This window comes from Microbacterium sp. KU4F (assembly GCF_056868075.1).
This window is the reverse complement of record NZ_CP200324.1, coordinates 1,498,136-1,520,322: the sequence shown is the minus strand read 5'-3', so window position 1 is coordinate 1,520,322 and position 22,187 is coordinate 1,498,136. Positions and strand designations below refer to the sequence as shown.

Annotated in this window: 23 protein-coding genes and 3 tRNA genes; 20 read left to right on the top strand and 6 right to left on the bottom strand. The window is 69.5% G+C overall.

Going from position 1 to position 22,187, the window contains the following annotated elements:
* Nucleotides 1-130 precede the first annotated feature (130 nt).
* The 6 genes from AC1VNH_RS07710 (at nt 131) to AC1VNH_RS07685 (ending at nt 5,731) form a co-directional block, all read left to right on the top strand.
* The gene (locus AC1VNH_RS07710; protein WP_243233141.1) at nt 131-808 is read left to right on the top strand and encodes a class I SAM-dependent methyltransferase; all 678 of its coding nucleotides are present in this window, start codon (nt 131-133) and stop codon (nt 806-808) included.
* A gap of 48 nt (nt 809-856) precedes the next feature.
* A complete protein-coding gene (locus tag AC1VNH_RS07705; RefSeq protein ID WP_483110720.1) occupies nt 857-1,918 on the top strand; it encodes a polyprenyl synthetase family protein in 1,062 nt (353 codons plus the stop codon).
* Nucleotides 1,919-1,989: 71 nt separating this feature from the next.
* Complete coding sequence (locus tag AC1VNH_RS07700) at nt 1,990-3,363, top strand: FAD-dependent oxidoreductase (RefSeq protein WP_483110718.1); 1,374 nt, start codon at nt 1,990-1,992, stop codon at nt 3,361-3,363.
* A gap of 50 nt (nt 3,364-3,413) precedes the next feature.
* Complete coding sequence (locus AC1VNH_RS07695) at nt 3,414-4,385, top strand: alpha/beta hydrolase (RefSeq protein ID WP_483110716.1); 972 nt, start codon at nt 3,414-3,416, stop codon at nt 4,383-4,385.
* Between the two features lie 121 nt (nt 4,386-4,506).
* Nucleotides 4,507-5,073 carry a manganese efflux pump MntP gene (locus AC1VNH_RS07690; protein WP_274286198.1) on the top strand — a complete coding sequence of 189 codons (567 nt, stop codon included), beginning with the start codon at nt 4,507-4,509 and terminating at the stop codon, nt 5,071-5,073.
* Nucleotides 5,074-5,113: 40 nt separating this feature from the next.
* The gene (locus tag AC1VNH_RS07685; RefSeq protein ID WP_483110714.1) at nt 5,114-5,731 is read left to right on the top strand and encodes a CueP family metal-binding protein; all 618 of its coding nucleotides are present in this window, start codon (nt 5,114-5,116) and stop codon (nt 5,729-5,731) included.
* Nucleotides 5,732-5,947: 216 nt separating this feature from the next.
* Here AC1VNH_RS07685 and AC1VNH_RS07680 read toward each other — a convergent pair whose 3' ends face one another.
* The 3 genes from AC1VNH_RS07680 to AC1VNH_RS07670 form a co-directional block, all read right to left on the bottom strand.
* A complete protein-coding gene (locus AC1VNH_RS07680; protein ID WP_483110712.1) occupies nt 5,948-6,484 on the bottom strand; it encodes an RNA polymerase sigma factor in 537 nt (178 codons plus the stop codon).
* Between the two features lie 94 nt (nt 6,485-6,578).
* A complete protein-coding gene (locus tag AC1VNH_RS07675; protein ID WP_483110710.1) occupies nt 6,579-6,959 on the bottom strand; it encodes a YybH family protein in 381 nt (126 codons plus the stop codon).
* Nucleotides 6,960-7,049: 90 nt separating this feature from the next.
* Nucleotides 7,050-7,538 (bottom strand): YajQ family cyclic di-GMP-binding protein, encoded by a 489-nt coding sequence (locus AC1VNH_RS07670; protein WP_243233078.1) that lies wholly within the window; start codon nt 7,536-7,538, stop codon nt 7,050-7,052.
* Nucleotides 7,539-7,675: 137 nt separating this feature from the next.
* On the opposite strand from AC1VNH_RS07670, the gene AC1VNH_RS07665 reads away from it, so the two are divergent.
* The 8 genes from AC1VNH_RS07665 (at nt 7,676) to AC1VNH_RS07630 (ending at nt 13,645) form a co-directional block, all read left to right on the top strand.
* Nucleotides 7,676-8,071, top strand: coding sequence for a DUF2510 domain-containing protein (locus tag AC1VNH_RS07665; RefSeq protein ID WP_483110708.1), 396 nt, complete (start codon nt 7,676-7,678; stop codon nt 8,069-8,071).
* Nucleotides 8,068-8,823 (top strand): hypothetical protein, encoded by a 756-nt coding sequence (locus AC1VNH_RS07660; RefSeq protein ID WP_483110706.1) that lies wholly within the window; start codon nt 8,068-8,070, stop codon nt 8,821-8,823. The genes AC1VNH_RS07665 and AC1VNH_RS07660 overlap by 4 nt, the downstream gene beginning before the upstream one ends.
* Complete coding sequence (locus AC1VNH_RS07655; protein WP_483110704.1) at nt 8,820-10,238, top strand: hypothetical protein; 1,419 nt, start codon at nt 8,820-8,822, stop codon at nt 10,236-10,238. Before AC1VNH_RS07660 ends, AC1VNH_RS07655 begins: the two co-directional genes overlap by 4 nt.
* Nucleotides 10,239-10,278: 40 nt before the next feature.
* The gene (locus AC1VNH_RS07650; protein WP_483110702.1) at nt 10,279-10,770 is read left to right on the top strand and encodes an FBP domain-containing protein; all 492 of its coding nucleotides are present in this window, start codon (nt 10,279-10,281) and stop codon (nt 10,768-10,770) included.
* Nucleotides 10,767-11,681: a PfkB family carbohydrate kinase gene (locus tag AC1VNH_RS07645; RefSeq protein ID WP_483110700.1), complete on the top strand. Its 915-nt coding sequence runs from the start codon at nt 10,767-10,769 to the stop codon at nt 11,679-11,681. Before AC1VNH_RS07650 ends, AC1VNH_RS07645 begins: the two co-directional genes overlap by 4 nt.
* 105 nt (nt 11,682-11,786) lie before the next feature.
* Nucleotides 11,787-11,871 (top strand) — tRNA-Tyr (locus AC1VNH_RS07640).
* Nucleotides 11,872-11,958: 87 nt separating this feature from the next.
* A complete protein-coding gene (locus AC1VNH_RS07635; RefSeq protein ID WP_483110698.1) occupies nt 11,959-12,549 on the top strand; it encodes a class I SAM-dependent methyltransferase in 591 nt (196 codons plus the stop codon).
* Nucleotides 12,550-12,676: 127 nt separating this feature from the next.
* On the top strand, nt 12,677-13,645 hold the full coding sequence (locus AC1VNH_RS07630; RefSeq protein WP_483110696.1) for a hypothetical protein: 969 nt from the start codon (nt 12,677-12,679) through the stop codon (nt 13,643-13,645).
* Nucleotides 13,646-13,672: 27 nt separating this feature from the next.
* On the opposite strand, the gene AC1VNH_RS07625 is transcribed toward AC1VNH_RS07630, so the two are convergent.
* Nucleotides 13,673-15,262, bottom strand: coding sequence for a phytoene desaturase family protein (locus AC1VNH_RS07625; RefSeq protein WP_483110694.1), 1,590 nt, complete (start codon nt 15,260-15,262; stop codon nt 13,673-13,675).
* Nucleotides 15,263-15,313: 51 nt separating this feature from the next.
* Here AC1VNH_RS07625 and AC1VNH_RS07620 point away from each other — a divergent pair, with 51 nt between their 5' ends.
* The 4 genes from AC1VNH_RS07620 (at nt 15,314) to AC1VNH_RS07605 (ending at nt 17,967) form a co-directional block, all read left to right on the top strand.
* A complete protein-coding gene (locus AC1VNH_RS07620; protein WP_483110692.1) occupies nt 15,314-16,120 on the top strand; it encodes an inositol monophosphatase family protein in 807 nt (268 codons plus the stop codon).
* Between the two features lie 137 nt (nt 16,121-16,257).
* A complete protein-coding gene (locus AC1VNH_RS07615; RefSeq protein WP_483110690.1) occupies nt 16,258-17,718 on the top strand; it encodes a M23 family metallopeptidase in 1,461 nt (486 codons plus the stop codon).
* A 69-nt stretch (nt 17,719-17,787) separates the two neighbouring features.
* Nucleotides 17,788-17,859: transfer RNA gene (locus tag AC1VNH_RS07610), tRNA-Thr, on the top strand.
* 34 nt (nt 17,860-17,893) lie between these two features.
* A tRNA-Met gene (locus AC1VNH_RS07605) sits at nt 17,894-17,967 on the top strand.
* Between the two features lie 56 nt (nt 17,968-18,023).
* Here AC1VNH_RS07605 and AC1VNH_RS07600 read toward each other — a convergent pair.
* Nucleotides 18,024-18,956 carry an alpha/beta hydrolase family protein gene (locus tag AC1VNH_RS07600; protein WP_483110688.1) on the bottom strand — a complete coding sequence of 311 codons (933 nt, stop codon included), beginning with the start codon at nt 18,954-18,956 and terminating at the stop codon, nt 18,024-18,026.
* A 140-nt stretch (nt 18,957-19,096) separates the two neighbouring features.
* Nucleotides 19,097-20,038, bottom strand: coding sequence for a LysR family transcriptional regulator (locus tag AC1VNH_RS07595; RefSeq protein WP_483110686.1), 942 nt, complete (start codon nt 20,036-20,038; stop codon nt 19,097-19,099).
* Between the two features lie 116 nt (nt 20,039-20,154).
* Between AC1VNH_RS07595 and AC1VNH_RS07590 the strand changes: the two genes are divergently transcribed.
* Nucleotides 20,155-21,147, top strand: coding sequence for a putative oxygenase MesX (locus tag AC1VNH_RS07590; RefSeq protein WP_483110684.1), 993 nt, complete (start codon nt 20,155-20,157; stop codon nt 21,145-21,147).
* Nucleotides 21,144-22,184 carry a methionine synthase gene (locus AC1VNH_RS07585; protein ID WP_483110682.1) on the top strand — a complete coding sequence of 347 codons (1,041 nt, stop codon included), beginning with the start codon at nt 21,144-21,146 and terminating at the stop codon, nt 22,182-22,184. The genes AC1VNH_RS07590 and AC1VNH_RS07585 overlap by 4 nt, the downstream gene beginning before the upstream one ends.
* Nucleotides 22,185-22,187 lie beyond the last annotated feature (3 nt).

Genomic DNA, 22,187 nt, shown 5'->3' with positions numbered 1-22,187 from the left:
CCTAGACGCGCGCCGCGGGAGCAAGGCTCAGCGAGAGGGGTGCGAGCTCACGGCTTAGGCTGGGGGCGTGAGTGAGAGCCCCGACCAGCATCGCGCCGACCTCGGCAAGGATCCGGGCCGTGTCAGCGGCATGTTCGACGAGGTCGCCGCCGGCTACGACCGCACCAACACGGTGCTCAGCCTCGGCAACGACCGACTCTGGCGCGTCGCGGCGACGCGCGCGATCGCACCGCGTGCCGGGCAGCGCATCCTCGACCTCGCCGCCGGCACCGGCGCGAGCGCGGTGGCCCTGGCCCGCAGCGGCGCCGAGGTCGTCGCCGCAGACTTCTCACCGGGGATGATCGCCGAGGGCGTCAGGCGTCACGGGCACATCATGAACCTCACCTTCCAGGAGGCGGACGCCACCGCGCTCCCGTTCGAGGACGCCTCGTTCGACACCGTCACGATCTCCTTCGGACTGCGCAATGTGAACGACCCGCACGCGGCGCTCGCCGAGATGCGCCGCGTGACCAAGCCCGGTGGACGGCTCGTGGTCTGCGAGTTCTCGCACCCGCCGCACCCCCTGTTCGCCGGCCTCTATCGCTTCTACAACGACCGCGTCCTGCCGATCGTCGCCCGCCGCGTCAGCTCGAACGCGGACGCCTACGACTACCTCAACGAGTCGATCAAGGACTGGCCCGACCAGCGCACGCTCAGCGCCTGGATCCGGGACGCGGGATGGGTGGACGTCGCGCACCGCGACCTCACGTTCGGCATCGTTGCGCTGCATCGCGCGCGTGCGCCGTTCGCCGATCCTGCAGCGAACTGACGGTTCACAGCGGGTCGAGCGCCTGCGGCCCGCGGGTAGGCTAGAGGAGTGACACGGAGCCCCTCTGCGCCTGGCGCGCACCTCGCGAACAGACTCGGCCTCGCCGATCGTGTCTTCGCCGGTCCCGTCTCCCGCCGACTGCAGAAGACCGTCGAAGACGGTCTGGCCAAGGTCGAGGCACACCTCGCCGACGAGCTGCACGTGGCCGATGCGCTCGCCGACGCCACCAGCCGCTACCTCTACGAGGCCGGCGGCAAGCGTGTGCGTCCGATGCTGACGGTGCTCACCGCGCAGTTGGGCGACGGCGTCAACGAGCAGGTCATCGACGCCGCATCCGCGCTCGAGCTGACCCATCTCGGTTCGCTCTACCACGACGACGTCATGGACGGTGCGGACGTGCGCCGGGGCGTGCCCGCCGCGCACTCCGTCTGGGGCAACAGCGTCGCCATCCTCACCGGAGACCTGCTCTTCTCCCGCGCGAGCCAGATCATGTCTCGTCTGGGCGACAAGGCCATGAAGCTGCAGGCCGACACCTTCGAGCGGCTCGTTCTCGGGCAGATGCACGAGACCGTCGGTCTCCAGGCCGGCGACGATCCCGTCGACTTCTACCTGCAGGTGCTGAGCGACAAGACGGGCTCGCTCATCGCGGCTTCCGCGCAGGCCGGCGTGCTCTTCTCACACGCGCCGCTCGACTACGAGCAGCCGCTGCTGACCTTCGGCGAGAAGGTCGGCGTCGCCTTCCAGCTGCTCGACGACGTCATCGACCTCTCCGCGGATGCGGCCGAGACCGGCAAGGTCCCCGGCACGGATCTGCGCGCGGGCGTGCCCACCATGCCGTATCTGTTGCTGGGGCGCCTCGACGATGCGGCATCCGTCGACCTGCTCGCCCGCATCGACGCCGGCGTGGCCCAGATCGCCGACGGTGCCGACCCGGCGCTGCTGGACGACCCGCTGACCGAGTTGCGCGAGCACGCCGCCACGGAGCAGACCCTGGCGCTCGCGCACGAATGGTCGGACGCGGCGGTCGCGGCCCTCGAGCCGCTCCCGCGCGGTGCGGTGCGCGAGGCGCTGACGCGTTTCGCGGACGCGGTCGCCGATCGCAGCAGCTGATCTCCGCGCCTGCGAACCAGAGCGCTCGAGGCGTCGCCCCCGACGCCGCTGTACCCATCGAAAGGACTCCCATGACCAAGCTCCGGCTGGCCATCGTCGGCGCAGGGCCCGCGGGTATCTACGCGGCCGACATCCTGCTGAAGGCCGAGCGGGCGTTCGATGTGTCGATCGACCTGTTCGAGCACCTGCCCGCTCCCTACGGACTCGTGCGCTACGGCGTCGCCCCGGACCACCCCCGCATCAAGGGCGTGATCACCGCCCTGCGCGACGTGCTCGACCGCGGCGACATCCGGCTGTTCGGCAACGTGCGCTTCGGTGAGGACATCACGCTCGACGATCTGAAGAAGCACTACAACGCGGTGATCTTCGCGACCGGCGCGATCCGCGATGCGGACCTCGACATCCCCGGCATCGACGCGGAGGGCTCCTACGGCGCCGCCGACTTCGTGAGCTGGTTCGACGGACACCCCGACGTGCCGCGCACCTGGCCGCTCGACGCCTCGTCGGTCGCTGTCATCGGCAACGGCAACGTCGCCCTCGACATCACCCGGATGCTCGCCAAGCACGCCGTCGATCTGCTGCCGACCGAGATCCCGGACAACGTGCACGCCGGGCTCGAGGCCTCGACGATCACCGACGTCCACGTGTTCGGGCGCCGCGGCCCCGCGCAGGTGAAGTTCACGCCGCTCGAACTGCGGGAGCTCGGCGAGCTGCGCGACGTCGACATGGTCGTCTACGACGAGGACTTCGACTACGACGAGGCGTCGCTCGCCGCGATCGCGAGCAACAAGCAGGTCAAGGTCATCGACCGCGTGCTGCAGGAGTGGCGCACCCGTCCGGGTGCCAACGGTGCCGGCGGCGAGGCGTCCCGCAGACTGCACCTGCACTTCTGGGCCAAGCCCGTCGAGGTCAAGAAGGATGCGGCGGGCCGCGTGGCGGCGTTGGTCTACGAGCGCACGCGTCCCGACGGCGAGGGCGGAGTGGCCGGTACGGGCGAGCTGCGCGAGGTTCCGATCCAGCAGCTGTACCGCGCCGTCGGTTACTTCGGCTCACCGCTTCCCGGCGTCCCGTTCGACGAGCGCCACGGTGTCATCCCGAACCACGAGGGCCAGGTGCTGCATCCCGATTCGAACGAGGTCGTCCCCGGCGTCTACGCGACGGGCTGGATCAAGCGCGGGCCGGTCGGCCTGATCGGACACACGAAGTCCGACGCGATGGAGACGGTGCGCCACCTCATCAACGGCCAGGCCTCGTGGTGGCAGCCCGAGGATGCGTCCCCGGAGGCGATCCCCGCCCTGCTCGCCGAGCGCGGTGTGCGCTGGACCGACCTCGAGGGATGGCACCGGCTCGATGAGCACGAGATCGCCCTCGGCGCCCCCGCCGAGCGGGCACGCATCAAGGTCGTGCCGCGCGACGAGATGGTGGCGATCTCGCGCGGCGAGTGAGCTCCCCGCGGATCGGTCGCCTTCCGCACGCGCGTCGCTAGGCTGACGGCATGAGCGCCTGGGTCCCCGACATCCTCGGGCCCGGGTTCGCGCAGCAGACCCTGCCGCTGGATCTTCCCGCGGACGACGGCCCGCTGGTGGCGACGCTCGTGCGGCACCTGCCGCATCCGTTCGCACGGCTGGTCGCACCGCTGCGCGATGTCGACGTGTTGTACGTCCACGGCTGGTCGGACTACTTCTTCCAGACCGAGCTGGCCCAGTTCTGGACCCGGCTCGGGGCGCGCTTCTACGCCCTCGACCTGCACCGGTACGGCCGGAGCCTGCGTGAGGGGCAGGTGCCCGGCTACGCCGACAGCCTCGACGAGTACGACGCCGACATCGCCGCAGCGCTCGCCGCTATGGGTCCGCGCGGCAAGAGGCGTCTCGTGCTGCTCGGACACTCCACGGGCGGGCTCACGCTGTCGCTGTGGTCCGCGCGTCACCCGGGGACCGCATCCGCGCTCGTGCTCAACAGCCCCTGGCTGGAGTTCCAGATCGGCTCGTTCGGGCGCCAGGCGATCGCGCCCCTCATCCAGGCTCGAGCCCGCGTGCAGCCCCGCGGTGCGCAGCCGGTCGTCGACCTCGGGTTCTACACGCGCGCGCAGACCGAGCTCGGCGTGCTGCCGACCCGGGGCTACCGCGAGCAATGGCGCCCCGCACAGGGGTTCGCGACCCACCCCGGCTGGCTGCACGCCGTTCTGGCGGGGCACGCGCGCATCGCCGCGGGGGTGGATGTGGGAGCGCCCGCGTTCGTCCTGCTCTCCGCGCGGTCGTCGTCGCCGATCCGCTGGAGCGAGCAGATGACCTCGACGGACTCCGTGCTGGTGGTCGACGACATCGCGCGCGCCGCGCTCAAGCTCGGCCCGCTCGTGACGATCGCGCGCATCCAGGGGGCCGTGCACGACGTCTTCCTCTCCGCGCCCGAGCCTCGCCGTCGGGCGTACGCGGCGCTCGAACAGTGGGCGCGCGCACGCTTCCACTGATGTTTGGGAAGCCGAAAAGCTGACAATCGTGCGCTGGAGTTGAGTTCGGTTTTCCGAAATCGGCAGGCTGGATGACGCGGGCGATCGCCCCGCGCCCTCCCTCCATCCCACCAGGAGCATCATGTCGTTCTGGGCACTGCCTCTGCTCGCCGTCGGTGTCTCCGCCGACGCCTTCGCGGTCGCCCTCGGCAAGGGCCTTCAGCTGCGCTCGCAGATCGTGCGAAACGCCCTCGTGCTGGCGCTCGCCTTCGGGCTGGCGCAGGCGCTCATGCCGCTGCTCGGCTACCTGCTCGGAAGCGCGTTCGCCGCGTTCATCGAGCCGTTCGATCACTGGGTGGCCTTCGCGCTGCTCGCCGCGGTCGGGGTGAAGATGCTCTGGGAGGCGCTGACGCCCGACAAGGACGGAGCAGAAGCCGGAACCTCGCGCCTCTCGACGCGCGAGACGATCCTGCTCGCCGTGGCGACGTCCATCGACGCGCTCGCCGTGGGGCTGAGCTTCGCGTTCCTCAACTTCCCGGTGTGGATCGCTGTCATCGCGATCGGCGTCGTGACCTTCGTGCTCTCCTTCGCCGCCGTTCTCATCGGGCATCGGATCGGCACCCGTTTCCGTCGTCCTGCCGAGATCGTGGGCGGCCTCGTGCTCATCGGGATCGGGACGCAGATCCTGATCTCGCACCTCACCGCCTGACGGCTTCGCGAACGTCCCGTCATAGAAACGGGGCGACACGGTGCGCGCCGTCATCGTCGGCGGTTGGCTGGAGCACATGCAGCGTCGAACCTCCCTTTCCCTCGGGCTTGCCGCCGTCCTCCTCTCCGCCGGGGCGGTGCTCAGTGCATGTAGTGCCCCCGCGGCGCCCGTCGACCCTTCCGCGGCACTCTCGTTCGCCCAGGTCGAGGCGATGAGTGCCGCCGAGGCGATAGACGCGTTGGAGGCGGTCCCTGTCGCCGATCGGGCGACCGATTACTCGGCGTCGGTGCGCCCGGACAGGCTGCTGCTCACCGCAGGGGACGGCCGCGAGGTCGATAAGCCGTTGCCCGAGGATTCGTTCCACCTGTCGGTGGCCCCCTACGAGAGCTCGACGCACGAGTGCTTCTTCCACAACCTGACGAGCTGTCGCGGCGAGCTCGCGGGACGCACGTTCGAGGTGACGGTGGTCGATGGCGCGGGCGCCACGATCTTCGATGAGACTCTCGTGGCGGCGGACAACGGATTCGTCGGCTTCTGGCTGCCTCGCGGCATCGAGGCGACGCTGACCGTGCGCGCCGGAGATGAGGTCGCCGTCTCGTCCATCGCGACCGGACCCGAGGACCCGACCTGTCTCACCGACCTGAAACTGCAGGCCTGAGCGCACCACGAAGAAAGCCCCTCCCGCGAAGGGGAGGGGCTACACGACACGACATCGCGCTTCACACGACGACGATGACCCGAACATCCCCGGCGCGCGGTGTTGCTGAGGAACAGGCTTCCACCCCATGACGTTCCTCGGCGGAATGTGAAACGACTCTCATGACGTTCTCACGCGGGATGTCCGGGTCCCCCTCCGGTCTTCAGCGGCGACGGCTCAGCCCGCTTCCTCCATGCCCGCCTTGCGGCAGGCGCCGAGTGCCTTGCGGGCGCGGGCCACGCGCTGACGTGCAGCGGCTGCGCTCAGTCCCAGCCGCTCGGCGATCTCCGCGCTGGACAGGCCATCGACGACGCTCATCAGAAGCGGGCGGCGCAGGTCGTCAGGGAGGTCGTTGATGGCTGCCAGCGCGCCCGCCAGGAGGAACCGCGTCTCGACGTCGAGGGCGACGTCGGCGTCATCGCTGCCGTCGTCGACGAGGGGGACGAGAGGATGCCTGCGCCGCTGTCGTGCGAGGTCGTAGGCCGCGTTCCGGGCGATCGCGTCGAGCCAAGAGCACATCTGGCCGGGCTCGGGCGAGTGGATGCGCTCGACGGCGCGCCACGCGCGCATCACCGCATCCTGCGCGACGTCGTCTGCATCGGACGGATCGATGCCCAGCGAGATCGAGCGCCGGCGCAGTCGCTGCGGGTCGGAGTGGATCATCGCCTCGAGGGCGGCGTGAGTGCCGGACGAGGCGGGCGGTGCTGAGGGCATGAGGAGTTTCATTCGTTCGGGAGGTTCGCAGAATCCTACCGATGTCGCCGGCGAGCGGGGACGGAGACCGGGCGCCGTCCCCGCTCCCGGCGGGTCAGACGGTACCGAACGGGTTGTCGATCGCGTAGCGCCAGCCGTGCTGCTCGTCGAAGACGGCGACGTCGGCCGTGCTGCCGCCGAGGGACACCTGGTTGCCGTCGGCGGCGGTTCCCTCGAGCTTCCAGTCGGCGATCGCGAGGCCGACGGAGCCGTTGACGAACACGTTGCGCACGGTCATCGAGATCGGCAGGCCGATCGCGAGGAACTGCTCCAGGGCGCCCGCGACCGCCTCATCTCCCGTGACGGGCTGTCCCGGGGCGGGCACGAAGACGGCGCCGGGGGCGTTCAGGGCGGTGAGGGCGTCGAGGTCGCGCGCGTTGAAGCGACGTGCGAATTCGGCGGGCAGCTGCTCGAGCGAGGTGACGGGGGTGGTCATGGTCTTCCTTTCGATGTGATCGCGAGGTGCGGTCACAGAGGAAGACGCCGCAGCCGGCGAGCTGTGACGAGAAAGCTCGTCAGCCCTCGCCTACCGGTAGTTGGTGAACTGCAGGTCGACGTCGAGGTCCGCGGCCTTCAGCAGCCGCTGCACCTCCTGGAGGTCGTCGCGGGACTTCGACTGCACGCGCAGTTCATCGCCCTGGATCTGCGACTTGACGCTCTTGGGGCCCTCGTCGCGGATGATCTTGTTGATCTTCTTCGCGATCTCCTGCGAGATGCCTTCTTTCAGCGTCGAGACGATGCGGTACTCCTTGCCGCTGGCGGTGGGCTCGCCTGAATCCAGGCTCTTCAGCGAGATGCCGCGCTTGATGAGCTTCGTCTGGAACACATCCAGCACGGCGTTCGCGCGATCTTCGCTGTTGGCCTTGATGAGGATCGACTCGCCGCTCCACTCGATGGAGGCGTCCGTGCCCTTGAAGTCGTAGCGCTGCTCCACTTCCTTGCGGGCCTGGTTCAGAGCGTTGTCGGCCTCCTGCCGATCGATCTTGGAAACGATGTCGAACGAGGAATCTGCCATGCCGCGAGTGTAGCCAACGGATGCTGCCGCACTCGCGCTACCCGGCGGGAGGGGTTTCTCACAAGGGCCGAACGGCGATACGTGGGGTCTCATACGATGAAAGTCGGCTTCCGTTGAGGACGGAGATGGGGGAGATCATGGCCGACGATGACGCACGCGCCTCCGCGGCACCGCAGGGATGGCATCCGGATCCGTCCGGGGCTCGTCAGCTGAGATGGTGGGACGGCGCCGCATGGACACCGCACGTGGCACCGTTCCCGGGTGACACGGCCCCGCCGAATGCGCACGCCGGGGCCTTCGCGCCCGCGCCCATGGGGGTGGCCCCGCAGCCGAGGCCGAAGGGCCCGAAGATCATGACGGGTCTGACGTGGGGTGTGCTCGCCGCGACGGTGCTCGTGGTCGGCGGCGGCATCGCCGCTCTCGTCTGGGGCGCCTCCTCCGCCAGCGCCGAGCTCGCATCCGACGCGCCGGCGGTGCTCGACGACTTCCTCGCCGCGACCACGACGGGCGACCCAGCTGGACCGAGTATGTGACGCCGGGACTCGCAGCGCTGTCGCGCGACCCGTTGCTCTACGGCGACGTCGAGGCCGCGGAACTGATCGAGCTGTCGGTCGACTACGACGCGGGCGCCCTGATGTACGGCACCAACGGATACGGCGACTTCACCGATCCCGCCGACTCCGATGCCGCCGTCTCGATCGTCGACTTCACCTATTCGTTCCGTGTCGACGACGAGGTGCACACCGCGACCTATACGAGCGCCGTCTGGCTGACTCGCGCGTACTACTACGGCGACGACACTCCGTCGGAGTACCGCGAAGGCGCGATCGCGAGCGCCGCCGGCCCCTGGCGGGTCGCGGGAGTGGTCTGGCCGCGCGAGACCGATCTGGAGGGGCGCACGCCCCTGCACGAGACGACGTACGTCGCCGCTGTCCCGCAGCAGGGCTGCTTCAGTGGGACCGGGGTACTCCTCGAGATGTCGGAGAGCTCCCGCGTCGACGGAGTGATCCAAACGGCGTGCCTCAGCGGGGGCGCCTCGACACGAAGCGACGGTGTGGACGCCGAGGTCCTCGGAAGAGACTTCCCGATCCTCAACGAGAGCGAGTCGCTCGATGACGTCATGGGGTTCGCCCCCAGCGGTCCGCCAGGACCCCTCACAGAGCACCGCTTGCGGATCGGTGACGCCGACTACGTCTTCGTCTTCGCGTCGGAGGCCGTCGACGGGAAGCTCGAGCACGAGAGCCGAGTCCGGTTGATCGCGGTGCAGAAGGAGAGTGCAGAATGAGCGGCGGGGCTGCACCTGTTGCGGTTGTGAACGAGCCCTCCCGCGACGGAAAGAACCGTCGTGCGCGTGCGGCGCAGCTGACGATCGCCTCGGCGGGCGTCGCGGTGCTCGCGATCGCCGGGGTGTACGCCTTCGTCACGTGGCCGCGCGTGCCGGCGCTCGGGCCCGTGGCCGACCTCCCCTCCGCGTACGGGCCGTGGATCGACGGCGAGTTCGTCAGCCCGGGCGACCAGATGTGGGTCGACATGAACACGGCGCTGCGAGAGAAGGACCGCGAGGGCTTCCTCTCCTGGGCCACCGGCGACGCCGTCGATCAGCTGGGTCAGTGGTGGGACAACACCTCCTCGATCGGCTGGGATCTCGCCGCGATCACTCCCATGGACCTGCCCAGCGAAGAGGACGACGACGAGAACACGCAGCTCGTGTTCCTCGGGACGCAGTTCGCCTTCGCCGCCCAGCCGGCGCGCGGAAGCGGCGACGGGGATGCGGGGCTGCAGCTGCTGCAGGGCTTCGTGTATACGGTCACCTTCGAGCCGCGCGAGGAGGTCTCGTCGTTCGACCTCTACAGCGACGACGGCGCCACGGTGGACGCGCCGCCGCCGGAGCCGAAGATCGTCTCGATCACGCCCACGTTCGAGCCCAACCCATGGGATGAGGGGCCGCTCTACGCTGCGAAGCGGGATCACGTCGTCCTGTTCGGGATGGCGGATGAGAAGGATCTCGTCGATCGAGAAGCCGACATCGCCGAGCAGGGGGCCGTGATCGCGCTAGAAACGATCGAGCAGATGGGCGGCGCCGTTCCCCAGGAGGGATTCGTCTCCGCCATCACCGCGGACCCAGAGAGATTCACGCGGTGGCGGTACGGCACCCAGACGCCGTGGGAGATGGACGTCGCGGGCTACGCGCGGCCGACCTGGCGTCCGCAGTTCTCGGAACGTTGGTTGGACCCGACGATCGCGACCGGCCTCGACACGTCCGGCACGCTCGTCGTCATGGGGCCCGAGAGCGCCGATCAGCGCGAGCAGACCTTCGTGCACGAGTTCGCGCACGCCCTGCACCACACGGCGGCGCCGGGGTCGTTCACCAACCCGCCCGCTGCGGTGATGGAGGGCTTCGCCCGTTATGTGGAGTGGACGGCCGGGGTCTCCGAACCCCAGTACACCTATCCGCAGGTGAAGCAGCTCATCGCCGAGCGGGGCGCCGATGCGTTCAGCGACGAGATGCTTCGCGGTCAGGACGCGGGTCTCGCCTACGCCGCCGCGGGCTCCTACTACGCCTTCGCAGCAGCCAAGGGCGAGCCCGTGTGGGACATGGCGATCTACGGGCGTTCTGGTTACGGCGGGCTGGTCGGATGGTCGGAGCTTCGGCAGGGAGTGAGCATCCCGGAGTGGCAGGCGTGGGTCGCGGCGCAGTAGGCCGCGTCCAGGCGCTCGCGCCGATTCGTAGACTTGTCTCATGCGGGCTCTGACCGAGGAACAGGTGCGCGAGTCGTTCGTGAACGCCGCGCCGGAGGAAGTCCGGGTGGCCGCCATGCCGCACGACTTCCTGCTCACCGACTGGGATCACCTCGACTTCTTGGCATGGCGAGACCCGCGCTCGCGCGGCCGGGGGTACCTGGTGACCGAGTCCGATGGTCGGCCGGCAGGCGTCGTGCTCCGGGCCGCGGAGGGCAATGGCCGTGCGCGGTCGGCGATGTGCAACCTGTGTCACACGATGCAGCCCGGCGATCAGGTCGCGCTGTTCACCGCGCGCCGGGCGGGCGAAGCGGGGGAGAGTGGTGACAGTGTGGGCACGTACATGTGCGCCGATCTGTCGTGCCACGAGACCGTGCGGTTGGCGGCCCCTCTTGCACCGAGCGAGATCCGGGCGAGCGTCGATCGCCGTATCGATGGCACACGCGCACGGGCTGAAGCGTTCGTCGGGCGCGTGAAGGGGGAACGGGTATGACCGCAGCGGGACGGGTCGCGGTGATCGGAGACGCACTGATCGACGAGTTGCGCGACGACACCGGAGTGCGCGAGTTCGTCGGGGGAGCGGCGCTCAACGTGGCCGTCGGGTTGGCTCGGCTGGGCCTGCCCACGACGCTCATCGCGATGGTCGGCGACGACGAGCCCGGCGACCGCATCCGCGCCTACCTCGACGACTTCGGCGTCGAACTCGTCGCGACACCGTCGCCGCACGGCTCGTCGCGCGCGGTGAGCACCCGCAACGCCGGCGGGGAGCCGGTCTACGTGTTCAACGAGGCGGCCTGGAACCGCCGCATCCGTTTCGGCGACGACGAGCGTCGCGTGATTGCGGATGCGGCGATCACGGTCGTCAGCTGCTTCCCGTTCGACGACGCGGCGCAGGCGGCCGAGCTCGTGGACGCGGTGCGCGACGCCGACGGGCTGCTCGCGGTCGACCCGAATCCGCGCGAGGGGATGATGCACGACCGCGCCTCCTTCGTCGCGGGCTTCGAGAAGCTCGCCGCGCTCGCCGACCTCGTGAAGGTCGGCGACGACGATGCGGAGCTGCTGTACGCGGCGCCGCTGGAGACCGTGCGCGACCGGATGCGTGAGCTCGGCGCCGTGGCCGTGCTGGCCACGCGCGGTGCGCAGGGTGCGGGCGTCGTCACCGATGCGGTCGCCATCGAACGTCCGATCGCTTCCGTCCCCGGCGCCATCATCGACACGATGGGAGCGGGCGACGCGGTGCTCTCGTCCGCCGTCGCGTCGCTGTTGTCCGAGCATCCGAGCGACGAAGCCGCCTGGACGATGCTCGTCGACACGGCGATGGAAGTCGCCGCCGCCACCTGTCGTTTCGAGGGCGCGCTGCTGCGGCTGCCCTCCGCGTTGTCGGGGCTCGATCAGGGCTCCTGAGCCGCCGCGCGCGGGCCCGTCGCGGATTTCTGAGTACGTCGGCGAGGGGGTAGTATCGGAGATCGCGCCTCTGGTCGACTGTACAAGCTGGGCAGGTGCGCACTTGGCGAGTTACCCAAGCGGCCAAAGGGATCTGACTGTAAATCAGCCGGCGTAGCCTTCGGGGGTTCGAATCCCTCACTCGCCACCATCTGTGAGAAACGCCCCCCTCGTGGGGGCGTTTCTCACAGGTCGTCAGCCCCTTTCACGCTTCTGCCATCCGCGTAGAGTCACCGGTATGTTTGTCTCCGCGGCGGCCGAGAGCGCGCCCGCCCTGCACAGGCGATGGCTCGCCACTGCGCTCCCGAAGCTCCGGGGACGTGTCTTGGATGTGGGCGCCGGAACAGGGTTGACTGCGCGCTACCTCGATGAGTCCGTGCGGTGGGAGGCTCTCGAACCATCCGCGCGTGCTCGGCGCACGCTCGGCCCGGTCGTTGCCAGTCGTGAGCATTCGGTGCTGCTGACGGAGCCCGTGGAACAGCTCACGCTTCAGGACCAGTCCGTCGACGCCGTGATCTGCTCGACCGTGCTCTGCTCGGTCGCCGATCCCGCGCGTGCGCTGTCGGAGATTCGTCGCGTCCTGCGCCCTGCGGGGAGTCTCGTCTTCTTCGAGCACGTTGCGGCTCAGGATCGCACGGCCGCCCGGGTGGTGCAGGGGCTTCTCAGACCACTCACTCATCGCTTCGGCGGCGGGTGTGATCCGACGCGCGACACGGCCGCAGTGATTCGCGCCGCCGGATGGGGTGACCTCCATCTGGAATGGACGCGGCCGGGCGGGGCGTTCGGGTGGCTTGCGCCCGTGATCATCGGAACGGCGACCAGGGGATAGGTCGGTTCGACTCCGGCGGCGGCCCTCCTCGGAAGATGCTCCGCGCCGCCCACAACCCTCCTCGGCGAATCGGCGCGGCGTGCCAGGATGAGGGTGCGGGCGAGGGGCGCCCGCGAAGGGAGCCGTGATGTCCGCGCCGCAACCGCCCGTCGCACCGTCCGCTGCGCCGACCACCGAGTCGTCGAGCCCGAACCGTCTCGTGCGGGCCGGCATCTGGGTCGCCATCGGCGCCCTGATCGCCGCGGCGCTCGTCAGCGTCGTCTGGGTGCTCATCGGTTCTCAGAACGGCATCGTCGGGCGCGCGTTCCTCACGATCTTCCTGCTCGCCGCCTTCGCCGGCGTCTCGATCCTCGACGCGCACCTCGCCCCCAGGCGCCCCGGATGGTTCGTGCTGACCAGCATGATCGCGTGGGTGCTGATCCTCATCGTCGGCGCCTTCCTCATCTGGATGCCGGAGCGGCCCTCGCTCGACGCGTACCGCTACGGCGACGGGCTCACGAGCTTCACGCGCTTCTTGTCGTTCCTGTTGATCGTGCTGATCGTCCAGCTCGCGGTGCTTCACGTGCGTCTGTACACCAAGGCCATCGTGCGCGTGCCCACCCTGTTCAACCGCATCGTCGGATACGTGACCGTCGGCCTCGTGGCAGCCCTCGTCGTGCTGCTGGTGCTGCCTCTGACGATCCAGGAGTGGGTCGACTTCTACGACGTGTACTGGCGCATCGTCGTGGCTGTGACCATCCTGGCCGCCGTCGGCACCGCCCTGGTCCCGCTCGTCAACCTGCTGTTCGGCCCCAAGACGCCCCGCGCCCAGGCAGCGCCCCAAGCCTGGCCGGTCGCGGCTCCACAGGCCTGGCCGACCTACGCCGACCGCGTCACCCCGCTGCCGGTCCTCCCGGACGGCTCGCCCGACTGGCAGGCCTACTACACCGGCTACCCGACGGGCTGGCAGCAGCAGGCGCCCGTGGTGTCGCCCACGGCGGAGGCGGCATACGGTGCCCAGCCGCCCGCATCCGCGTCGCCTGTCACCCCGTCGGAGCCTCCCGCGGCTCCCGGCTACGAGGGCTTCCCGCCCCCGCCGCCGCTGCCCCCGCGCTGAGCAGCCGTACCCCCGCACCCCCCCGCGTCAGCCGCGAGGCAGCAGCGCGAGCGCGGCCATCGCCGCGTTGTGGCCGCCCAGCCCGCTGACGGCGCCGCCCCGCGCAGCGCTCGAACCGCAGCGGAGGATGCGGGAGTGCGCCGTGTCGACGCCCCACGCCTCGGCGGGGGAGGTCGCATCCGTCTCGTCCTCGCGCCACGGCCACGACAGCGGACCGTGGAAGATGTCGCCGCCGGTCATGCCCAGCGACTCCTCGAGGTCCCCGGTCGTGCGCGCTTCGATGCAGGGCGCCCCGGTCGGGGTCTCCCAGATGCAGTCGGCGAGAGGCTCGGCGAGCACGGACTCGAGTGAGCGTTCTGCTGCCGCCAGCAGCGTGGCGCGCATCGCGTCGGGGTCCGCGCCGTTCATGAGCCGGTGCGGTACCTGAAGGCCGAACAGAGTGAGAGTCTGCGCGCCCGCCTGCTGCAGTTCCGGTCCCAGGATCGAGGGATCGGTGAGCGAGTGGCAGTAGATCTCGGCCGGCAGCGGGGTGGGGATGCGACCGGCGACCGCCTCCGTGTATGCGGCGTTGAGCTGCGTCATCGTCTCGTTCACGTGGAACGTCCCCGCGAACGCCGCCGCCGGTGCGACGTGGTGATCGTGCAGTCGGGGGAGCCGGCGCAGAAGCATGTTGACCTTGACCTGCGCGCCCTCCGGCTCCGGCCGTTGCGGGACGTCGGCCCCCGCTGCGGCGAGCAGGTGATCGAGCACGGCCGGTCCGACTGCGGAGAGCACGAGTCGGCCGGTGACGACCCCCGCATCCTTCCCGCCGAAGCGCACCTCGCCGTCGGGGCTCACGCTCGAGACCGGAGCGCCGGTGCGGATCTCGGCGCCCGCGCTCCGTGCGGCGCGCTCCAGCTCCGCGCTGACGTGTCCCATCCCGCCGACCGGGACGTCCCAGTCCCCGGTTCCGCCGCCGATCACGTGGTACAGGTAGCAGCGGTTCTGTCGCAGGGAGGGATCGTCGGCGTGCGAGAACGTGCCGATGAGCCCGTCGGTGAGCGCGATGCCGCGCGCGAGATCGCTCTCCAGGCTCTCTCGCAGCAGTGTTCCCAGCGGCCGCGCGGTGACCGCATCCCACAGCACGTCGTCGCCGAGCGCCGTGCGCAGAGCGGATGCGGTGGGCAGCGGCTCGGTCATGGACGGGAAGACCGTGCGCGCGAGGGGTGCGACCCGCGCATTCAGCCTCCGGTAGCGATCCGACTCCGCGGCGCTGCCCGTCGCGCGGCGGAAGCTCGCATCCGTCGCCTGCGCGTCGCCGGTGTCGACGAGCACGCCGCGCGCCGGGTCGGCCGGGTCGGGTGTGTACGACGAGTAGCGTCTGCGCCGCAGGGTCAGGCGCAGCCCGAGGTCGTCGACGATGCGGGCGGGCAGGAGGCTCACCAGGTAGGAGTATCGCGACAGTCGTGCCGAGACGCCGGCCCACGGCGACTCGGAGACGGCTGCGCCCCCGGTGTGGTCGAGTCGCTCCAGCACGACGACCGAGCGGCCCGCGCGGGCGAGGTAGGCGGCGGCGACGAGGGCGTTGTGGCCCCCGCCGACGATCACGACGTCATGGGTCGGTGCGATGACGGTCATGCCGCCACGCTAACGGCCGAGCCTCGCCCCGCGCGACGGTAGCGTGGGAGCATGCCTTCCGCTCTCGATCTGCAATCGCTCGCCATCGAGGTCGCGAAGGAGGCGGGGGCGCTCGCCGCCCGGCGGCGCCGCGAGGGTGTGCAGATCGCCGCGACGAAGTCCGCGCTGGCGGACATCGTGACCGACGCCGATCGCGAGGTCGAGCAGCTGGTGCGCGAGCGTCTCGCGGCGGCGCGTCCCGACGACGGATTCCTCGGCGAGGAGGGCGGCGTGGCCGCATCCGCCTCCGGCATCACGTGGGTCGTGGACCCGATCGACGGCACCGTCAACTACGCCTACGGCATCCCGGCGTACGCCGTGAGCATCGCGGCCGTGTCGGGGGAGCCCGACCCGCAGAAGTGGGAGGCGCTGGCTGGTGCCGTCTACAACCCCGCCGTCGATGAGCTCTTCACCGCGGCGCGGGATGAAGGAGCGCGTCTCGTCTCGTCGATCGAGGGCGAGCGGGCCCTGCGCGTCGCCGAGCCGTCGGATGCCGGAGCGCTGCTGGCCACGGGATTCGGATACGACCCCGCGACCCACGCGCCGGCGCTCGAGCGCCTCGCCGGTGTGATGCCGCTCGCGCGCGACCTGCGCAGAATGGGGGCGGCCTCGCTGGATCTGACGGGCGTCGCGGCCGGCCGTCTCGACGGCTACTACGAGAAGGGTCTGTGGCCGTGGGACCACGCGGCGGGGGGCCTCATCGTCACCGAGGCCGGCGGCGTCGTGGCGGGACTCGGCGGCAAGCGTGCGGACCGCGAGATGACGATCGCGGCGGCACCGGGTCTCTTCGCCGCTCTGCTCGCCCGCCTCGAAGACTGATGCGCGCGCATGGCATTCTCAGGCTCCGGGTTGTAGTGTTTACCTATTCGTTATCTTCGTTGCCCGAACGAGGATGAGCATCTCCTTCCGTTTTCCCTGTCGCTTCCCGTGCGACCGAGACCGAGGCTGACTACGTTTTGACCCCCCTAGATCCCCAGGCGGAGACCGCTCCCACGCGACGCTCCGGCCGGAACCGCGCTGCTGAGGCGGCTTCTTCGGGGACCTCGGATGCGGTCGCTCCGCTCACCCGCGCACAGCTTCGCGCGCGCCAGGCGGCTGCGTACCCCGCGCCGGTCTGGTCGGCGCAGCGCGCCGAGACGCCTGTCGCCGAGCCTGAGCTGGTGCTTGAGGTCGTGCCGGAGCCGGTCCCTGCCGCCGATGTCACGCTGTCGGCGCCCGCTGCGCCGGTCGCTGCCGCCGAGGTGACTCTGTCGGTATCGGAGCCCGAGGCGCCCGTCGCCGAGGCGCCGCTGACCCGCCGCCGTGCGCGTTCGCTCGCCCAGGCCTCCGCCGCTTCGGCGACGCCCATCGACGTCGCCCTGGACGCCATCGACGATGAACCGGTCGCTCTGCCCGTCGTCGACACCGTCTCGGTCGCTTCCGAGACGGAGGCGGGCCCTGCCGAGTTGCCCGGCGCGGATGTCGTGACGGAACTCGACGACGAGGCGCGCGCGTTCGCGGAGGCCGTTCTCGCCGACGAGGCCGAAGCGCACGCGATCGCCGACGAGTTCGAGGCCGCTGCCCGACTCTTCTCCTTCACGGGCGAGACCCCGATCCAGGTCGCCGCGGCCGCGATCGCCGACGAGCCGGTTGCGGCGCAGAATGCCGCTGAGGCCGCTCCCGCGAAGCGTCGCCGTTTCAGCGGCGCAGCGTTCAAGCGTGCGACCGCCGCATCCGCCACCGTCGGTGCCATGGGAATCGTTGGACTGCTGGCGATCGGTATGACGACGCCCGCCGAGGCCGTCTCGGGTGCAGGCAACTCCGCCGCCGCATCCGTCTCGATCGCGACCGGCTCGAAAGCCGGCACCTCGAGCGCGCTGTCGAGCGACGAGATCCAGGCGTATGTGGCTCCCGCCGATGCGCAGGTCACCGCCCTGGACCGCAGCGACTACTCCACAGCGTCGACCGCGGAGCTCGCCGCCGAGTCGGGCATCACGCACTACTCGAACTTCTTCACCAACAACGCGAACAGCCCGATCCAGTGGCCGTTCAAGGTCGGCGTCTCGATCAGCTACGGCTTCGGGATGCGCGACGGCACCATGCACGAGGGACTGGACTTCACTCCGGGCGAGGGTGCCGAGATCCAGGCCGTGGCCGACGGCGTCGTGCGCACCGCGACGGAGAGCGGCGGCGGATACGGCGTGATGATCATCATCGATCACGTCATCGACGGCAAGCTCGTTTCGACCCGCTACGGCCACATGCAGTACGGCTCGCTGCAGGTGAAGACAGGCGACACCGTGAAGGTGGGCCAGTTCATCGGACGTGTGGGCGACACCGGCCACTCGTTCGGTGCGCACCTGCACTTCGAGGTTCTCGACAACGGCACGACGGCGATCGACCCGCTGCCGTGGCTGCGCCAGCACGCCGGCGGCTGACCGGTCGTGTTTCGTCGGGGCCCTCGGCTCTGATATTCTTTTCTGGTTGCCCGGATTGCTCCGGGCAGCGCCCCGATAGCTCAGTGGCAGAGCACTTCCATGGTAAGGAAGGGGTCGTCAGTTCAATCCTGACTCGGGGCTCGCAGCATCCGGTGGTCCGCCGCCGGAACGTCGCGGCAGGGTAGCTCAGTTGGTGAGAGCGCACGACTCATAATCGTGAGGTCGCGGGTTCAAGCCCCGCTCCTGCTACAGACAAAGCCCCCGGTTCCGCCGGGGGTTTTCTGCGTTCCGGGCTCAGCCGTGTGTCAACCGTGCTGCCTCTCGAAGAGCGCAGCCGCCTCCGCTGCGACGCGATCGTGGATGCGCCGCCGTGAAACGCCCGGCCTGTCCGCCACGAAGCGCCGGGCGATGAGCCGCCCGGCGAGGGTGCCTTCGCTGAGGAAGGTGTAGTGGCCGGCGCCGTCGATGAGGGTGAGTTCACCGCTCGGCAACGAGCGGACGAGCGGTCGCACGTCTGCGTCGAGGGTGCTCTGGTCGTCATCGGATGCGGCGAACAGGCGGACCGGGACCGTGACCGTCGCCAGCGATGTCTCGTCGAGCAGAGGAACGGCGACGGGCGCGATCGCCGCGACCGCGCTCACGCGTGCGTCCCGGTAGTCGAGGTCGGCTCGGGTCGAGGATTCGATCGCGAGCGGGTCGTTGTCCAGGAAATCCCATACCTCGTCGATACCGAACCCGGCCTCCGGCGGGACCCGGCACAACGAGGAGTCTGCGCCGTGGGCAGAGCAATACGGTCGCCACCGATCGATCTGCAAGCGGGCGCCGGCGACAGCGAGTGCGGTGTACGCGCCGATCGAGAATCCCGCCACGGAGACTCGTGACGGGTCGATGCGGACACCGAACGTGGGGTCGGCGAGGACCCTGTCGAGCACGCGTGAGAGGTCCGTGGCGCGTTCCCACCAGAGCACCGCTCCGGGGACCGTGAGGCCTCCGTGCTCGGCGGCCGTACCGCCGTGGTGATTGACGGCGGCGACGACGAATCCGGCTTCGGCGAGCCGCCGACAGAGCCATGCGATGCTGGCCGCGGAGCCCCCGGTGCCGTGCGAGACCACGACGAGTGGATGCAGCCCGTCCGCCACGCGTGGAGCATCGTGATCCGCGGCATACCGCCCGGTACGGAAGATCGCGATGCGTTGCGCCCTGACGTGCGCGTGATCGTGGGTCGGGTACCAGATCATCGTCTGGAGGGGACGTGTGGGCCTACCGTTCCATGCCGGCCGGGTCGGATCCGACCATTCCCGCACGATCGCTCCGACGGGCGCGACCTTGCTGGGCATCAAAACTCCCCCGTTCTGCCAGGCTCCCACCCGAACTCTCCCTACCCCAACACTTCCACACCGAAGCCGGACACCACCGCGCGCACCTCGTCGAGGTAGCGCTGCGCCTGCTCGGTGAGTCCGAGGGCGGCCTGGCCGATCCAGCCGATCTCGATCCTCTCGTCGACCTCGAGGGGGACAGCGACGATCTCGGGATCGAGGTCGTCGCTGATGATGCCGGTGGAGATCGTGTAGCCGCCGAGTCCGATCATGAGGTTGAAGATGGTCGCACGGTCGGACACCCGGATCTCCTGCTTCGCGGAGAGGGTGGAGAGGATCTCCTCGGCGAGGTAGAACGAGTTGTTCGCGCCCTGGTCGAAGGTGAGTCGCGGCAGATCGGCGAGGTCGTCGAGTGTCGCGCGACCCCGTGCGGCGAGCGGGTTCTTGCGCGAGATGAAGATGTGCGGCTCGGCGAAGAACAGCGGATGGAAGGCGAGGCCTGCGTCGCGGAGAAGCTTGTTGATCACGTTCCGGTTGACGTCGTCGCGGTACAGGATGCCGATCTCGCTGCGCAGGGTACGGACGTCCTCGATGATGTCCCACGTGCGCGTCTCACGGAGCGAGAACTCGTACTCGGCCGCGCCGAAACTCCTCACCATCCGCACGAACGCGTCCACGGCGAACGAGTAGTGCTGCGCCGAGACCCCGAGCAGGCGCCGGGCCGGCGGCCGGCCGAGGTAGCGCTGTTCGAGGAGCGCGACCTGCTCGACGACCTGCCGGGCGTAGCCGAGGAACTCGGTGCCGTCGGCGGTGAGCGTCACGCCTCGCGCCGACCGGATCAGGAGGGCGCGTCCGACGCGCGCTTCGAGGTCTTTCATCGCCGCTGACATCGTGGGCTGTGACACGTAGAGCAGATCGGCCGCAGCGGAGATCGACCCTTCCGCCGCCACCTCCACGAAGTAATGGAGTTGCTGCAGCGAGATGCCTGCGGTGGTCTTTGCCATAGCCGAAGACTATAGGAGCACATAGTCACCCCGAATTACCCGATGGGCGCAGATTCTCGGCACGATGGCACGACACCCGCGACCCACCCGCCGCGCGAGACCCAGATTGGCTGCGCATGACGAACGAGCTCACGTTCCGTATCTCGACGACACCGTTCGACGAGGACTACTCGCCCTCCGCCGAGTCCCGTGCCACGACGAACTTCGCCAACCTCGCGCGCGGCGAGAACCGGCAGCAGAATCTCCGCAGCGTGCTCACGATGATCGATCGCCGGTGCAACGACCTCGCGCGGTGGGACAACCCGAACGGTGACCGCTACACCCTCGAGCTCGAGATCGTGTCGGTGGATGCGGCACTGACCGCCGACGGTGAACAGCGCCACTTCCCGCTGCTCGAGGTGCTCGACGTCCACATCCGCGACTCGCACACCGGCCTCCGCCATCACGGGATCGTCGGCAACAACTTCTCGTCTTACGTCCGCGACTTCGACTTCAGCGTGCGCTTGCCCGCCGTCACCGCGGATGCCGGCGCCTTCACCGTCCCCGACGACTTCGGCGCCCTGCACGGTGCGCTGTTCCAGGCGTTCCTGGACTCGGACGCCTACCGTGAGCGCTTCGAGGCGCCGCCGGTGATCTGCATCAGCGTCTCGACGAGCAAGACATACCGTCGCACCGACAACACGCATCCGGTGCTCGGTGTCGAGTACCTCCAGAGCGAGTACTCGCTGACCGACGAGTACTTCTCCCGGATGGGGCTGCGGGTGCGCTACTTCATGCCCGCGGGCAGCGCGGCGCCGCTGGCGTTCTACTTCCGTGGCGACCTTGCCAACGATTACACCAATCTGCAGCTCATCGGCACGATCTGCACGATGGAGAGCTTCCAGAAGATCTACCGCCCGGAGATCTACAACGCGAACGCGGCGGCGGGCAGCGTCTACCGCCCGAGCCTGGAGCACGGCGACTTCTCGCGCACGCAGGTCGACTACGACCGCGTCGAGCGCGCGCAGCTGGCGATCACCCAGGGCACATACGCCGCCGAGCACTTCCTGACGCCCTACGGCGATGTGCTCGCACGATGGGCCGGTCTCGAGCCGGCGCTCGCGCGATGACCCGCGCAGACGCGCCCGCACTGCTGCCGACCGCGATCGTCGGAAGCCTCCCGAAGCCCTCGTGGCTCGCGAAGCCCGAGGTCCTCTGGTCGCCGTGGGAACTGACGGGCGAGGCCCTCGTCGAAGGCAAGCAGGATGCCTTGCGCATCGCCGTGCAGGAGCAGCAGCGACGCGGCATCGATATCGTCAGCGACGGTGAGCAGACGCGCCAGCACTTCGTGACAACGTTCATCGAGCACCTCGACGGGGTCGACTTCGCGCGCCGCGAGACGGTGCGCATCCGCGACCGTTACGACGCCAGTGTGCCGACCGTCGTCGGTGCCGTCGGCCGCACGAAGCCGGTGTTCGTCGAGGACGCGCGCTTCCTGCGCCAGCAGACCGATCGCCCCCTGAAATGGGCGCTTCCCGGCCCCATGACGATGATCGACACGCTCGCCGACCGCCACTACAGAAGCCGAGAGAGGCTGGCGTGGGAGTTCGCGGTCATCCTCAACGAGGAGGCGAAGGAGCTCGAAGCGGCGGGCGTCGACGTCATCCAGTTCGATGAGCCGGCCTTCAACGTCTTCTTCGACGAGATGCGCGACTGGGGAGTGGCGACGCTGGAGCGCGCGGCCGAGGGGCTGCGGGCCGACACCGTCGTGCATATCTGTTACGGCTACGGCATCGAGGCCAACACCCGATGGAAGCAGACGCTGGGCTCCGAGTGGCGCCAGTACGAGGAGTCCTTTCCGCTGCTCCGGCGCTCAGCGATCGACATCGTGTCGCTCGAGAGCCACGGCTCCCGCGTGCCGATGGAGCTCATCGAACTGCTGCGCGGCAAGAAGGTCATGCTCGGCGCCATCGACGTCGCCACCGACGAGATCGAGACGCCCGAGGAGGTCGCCGACACCCTCCGCGACGCGCTTCGCTACGTCGACGCCGACAAGCTGATGCCCAGCACCAACTGCGGCATGGCGCCGCTGCCACGCGACGTGGCGCTCGCGAAGCTCAGCGCGCTGACCGCTGGTGCCGCCATCGTGCGCGAGGAACAGGACTGACCC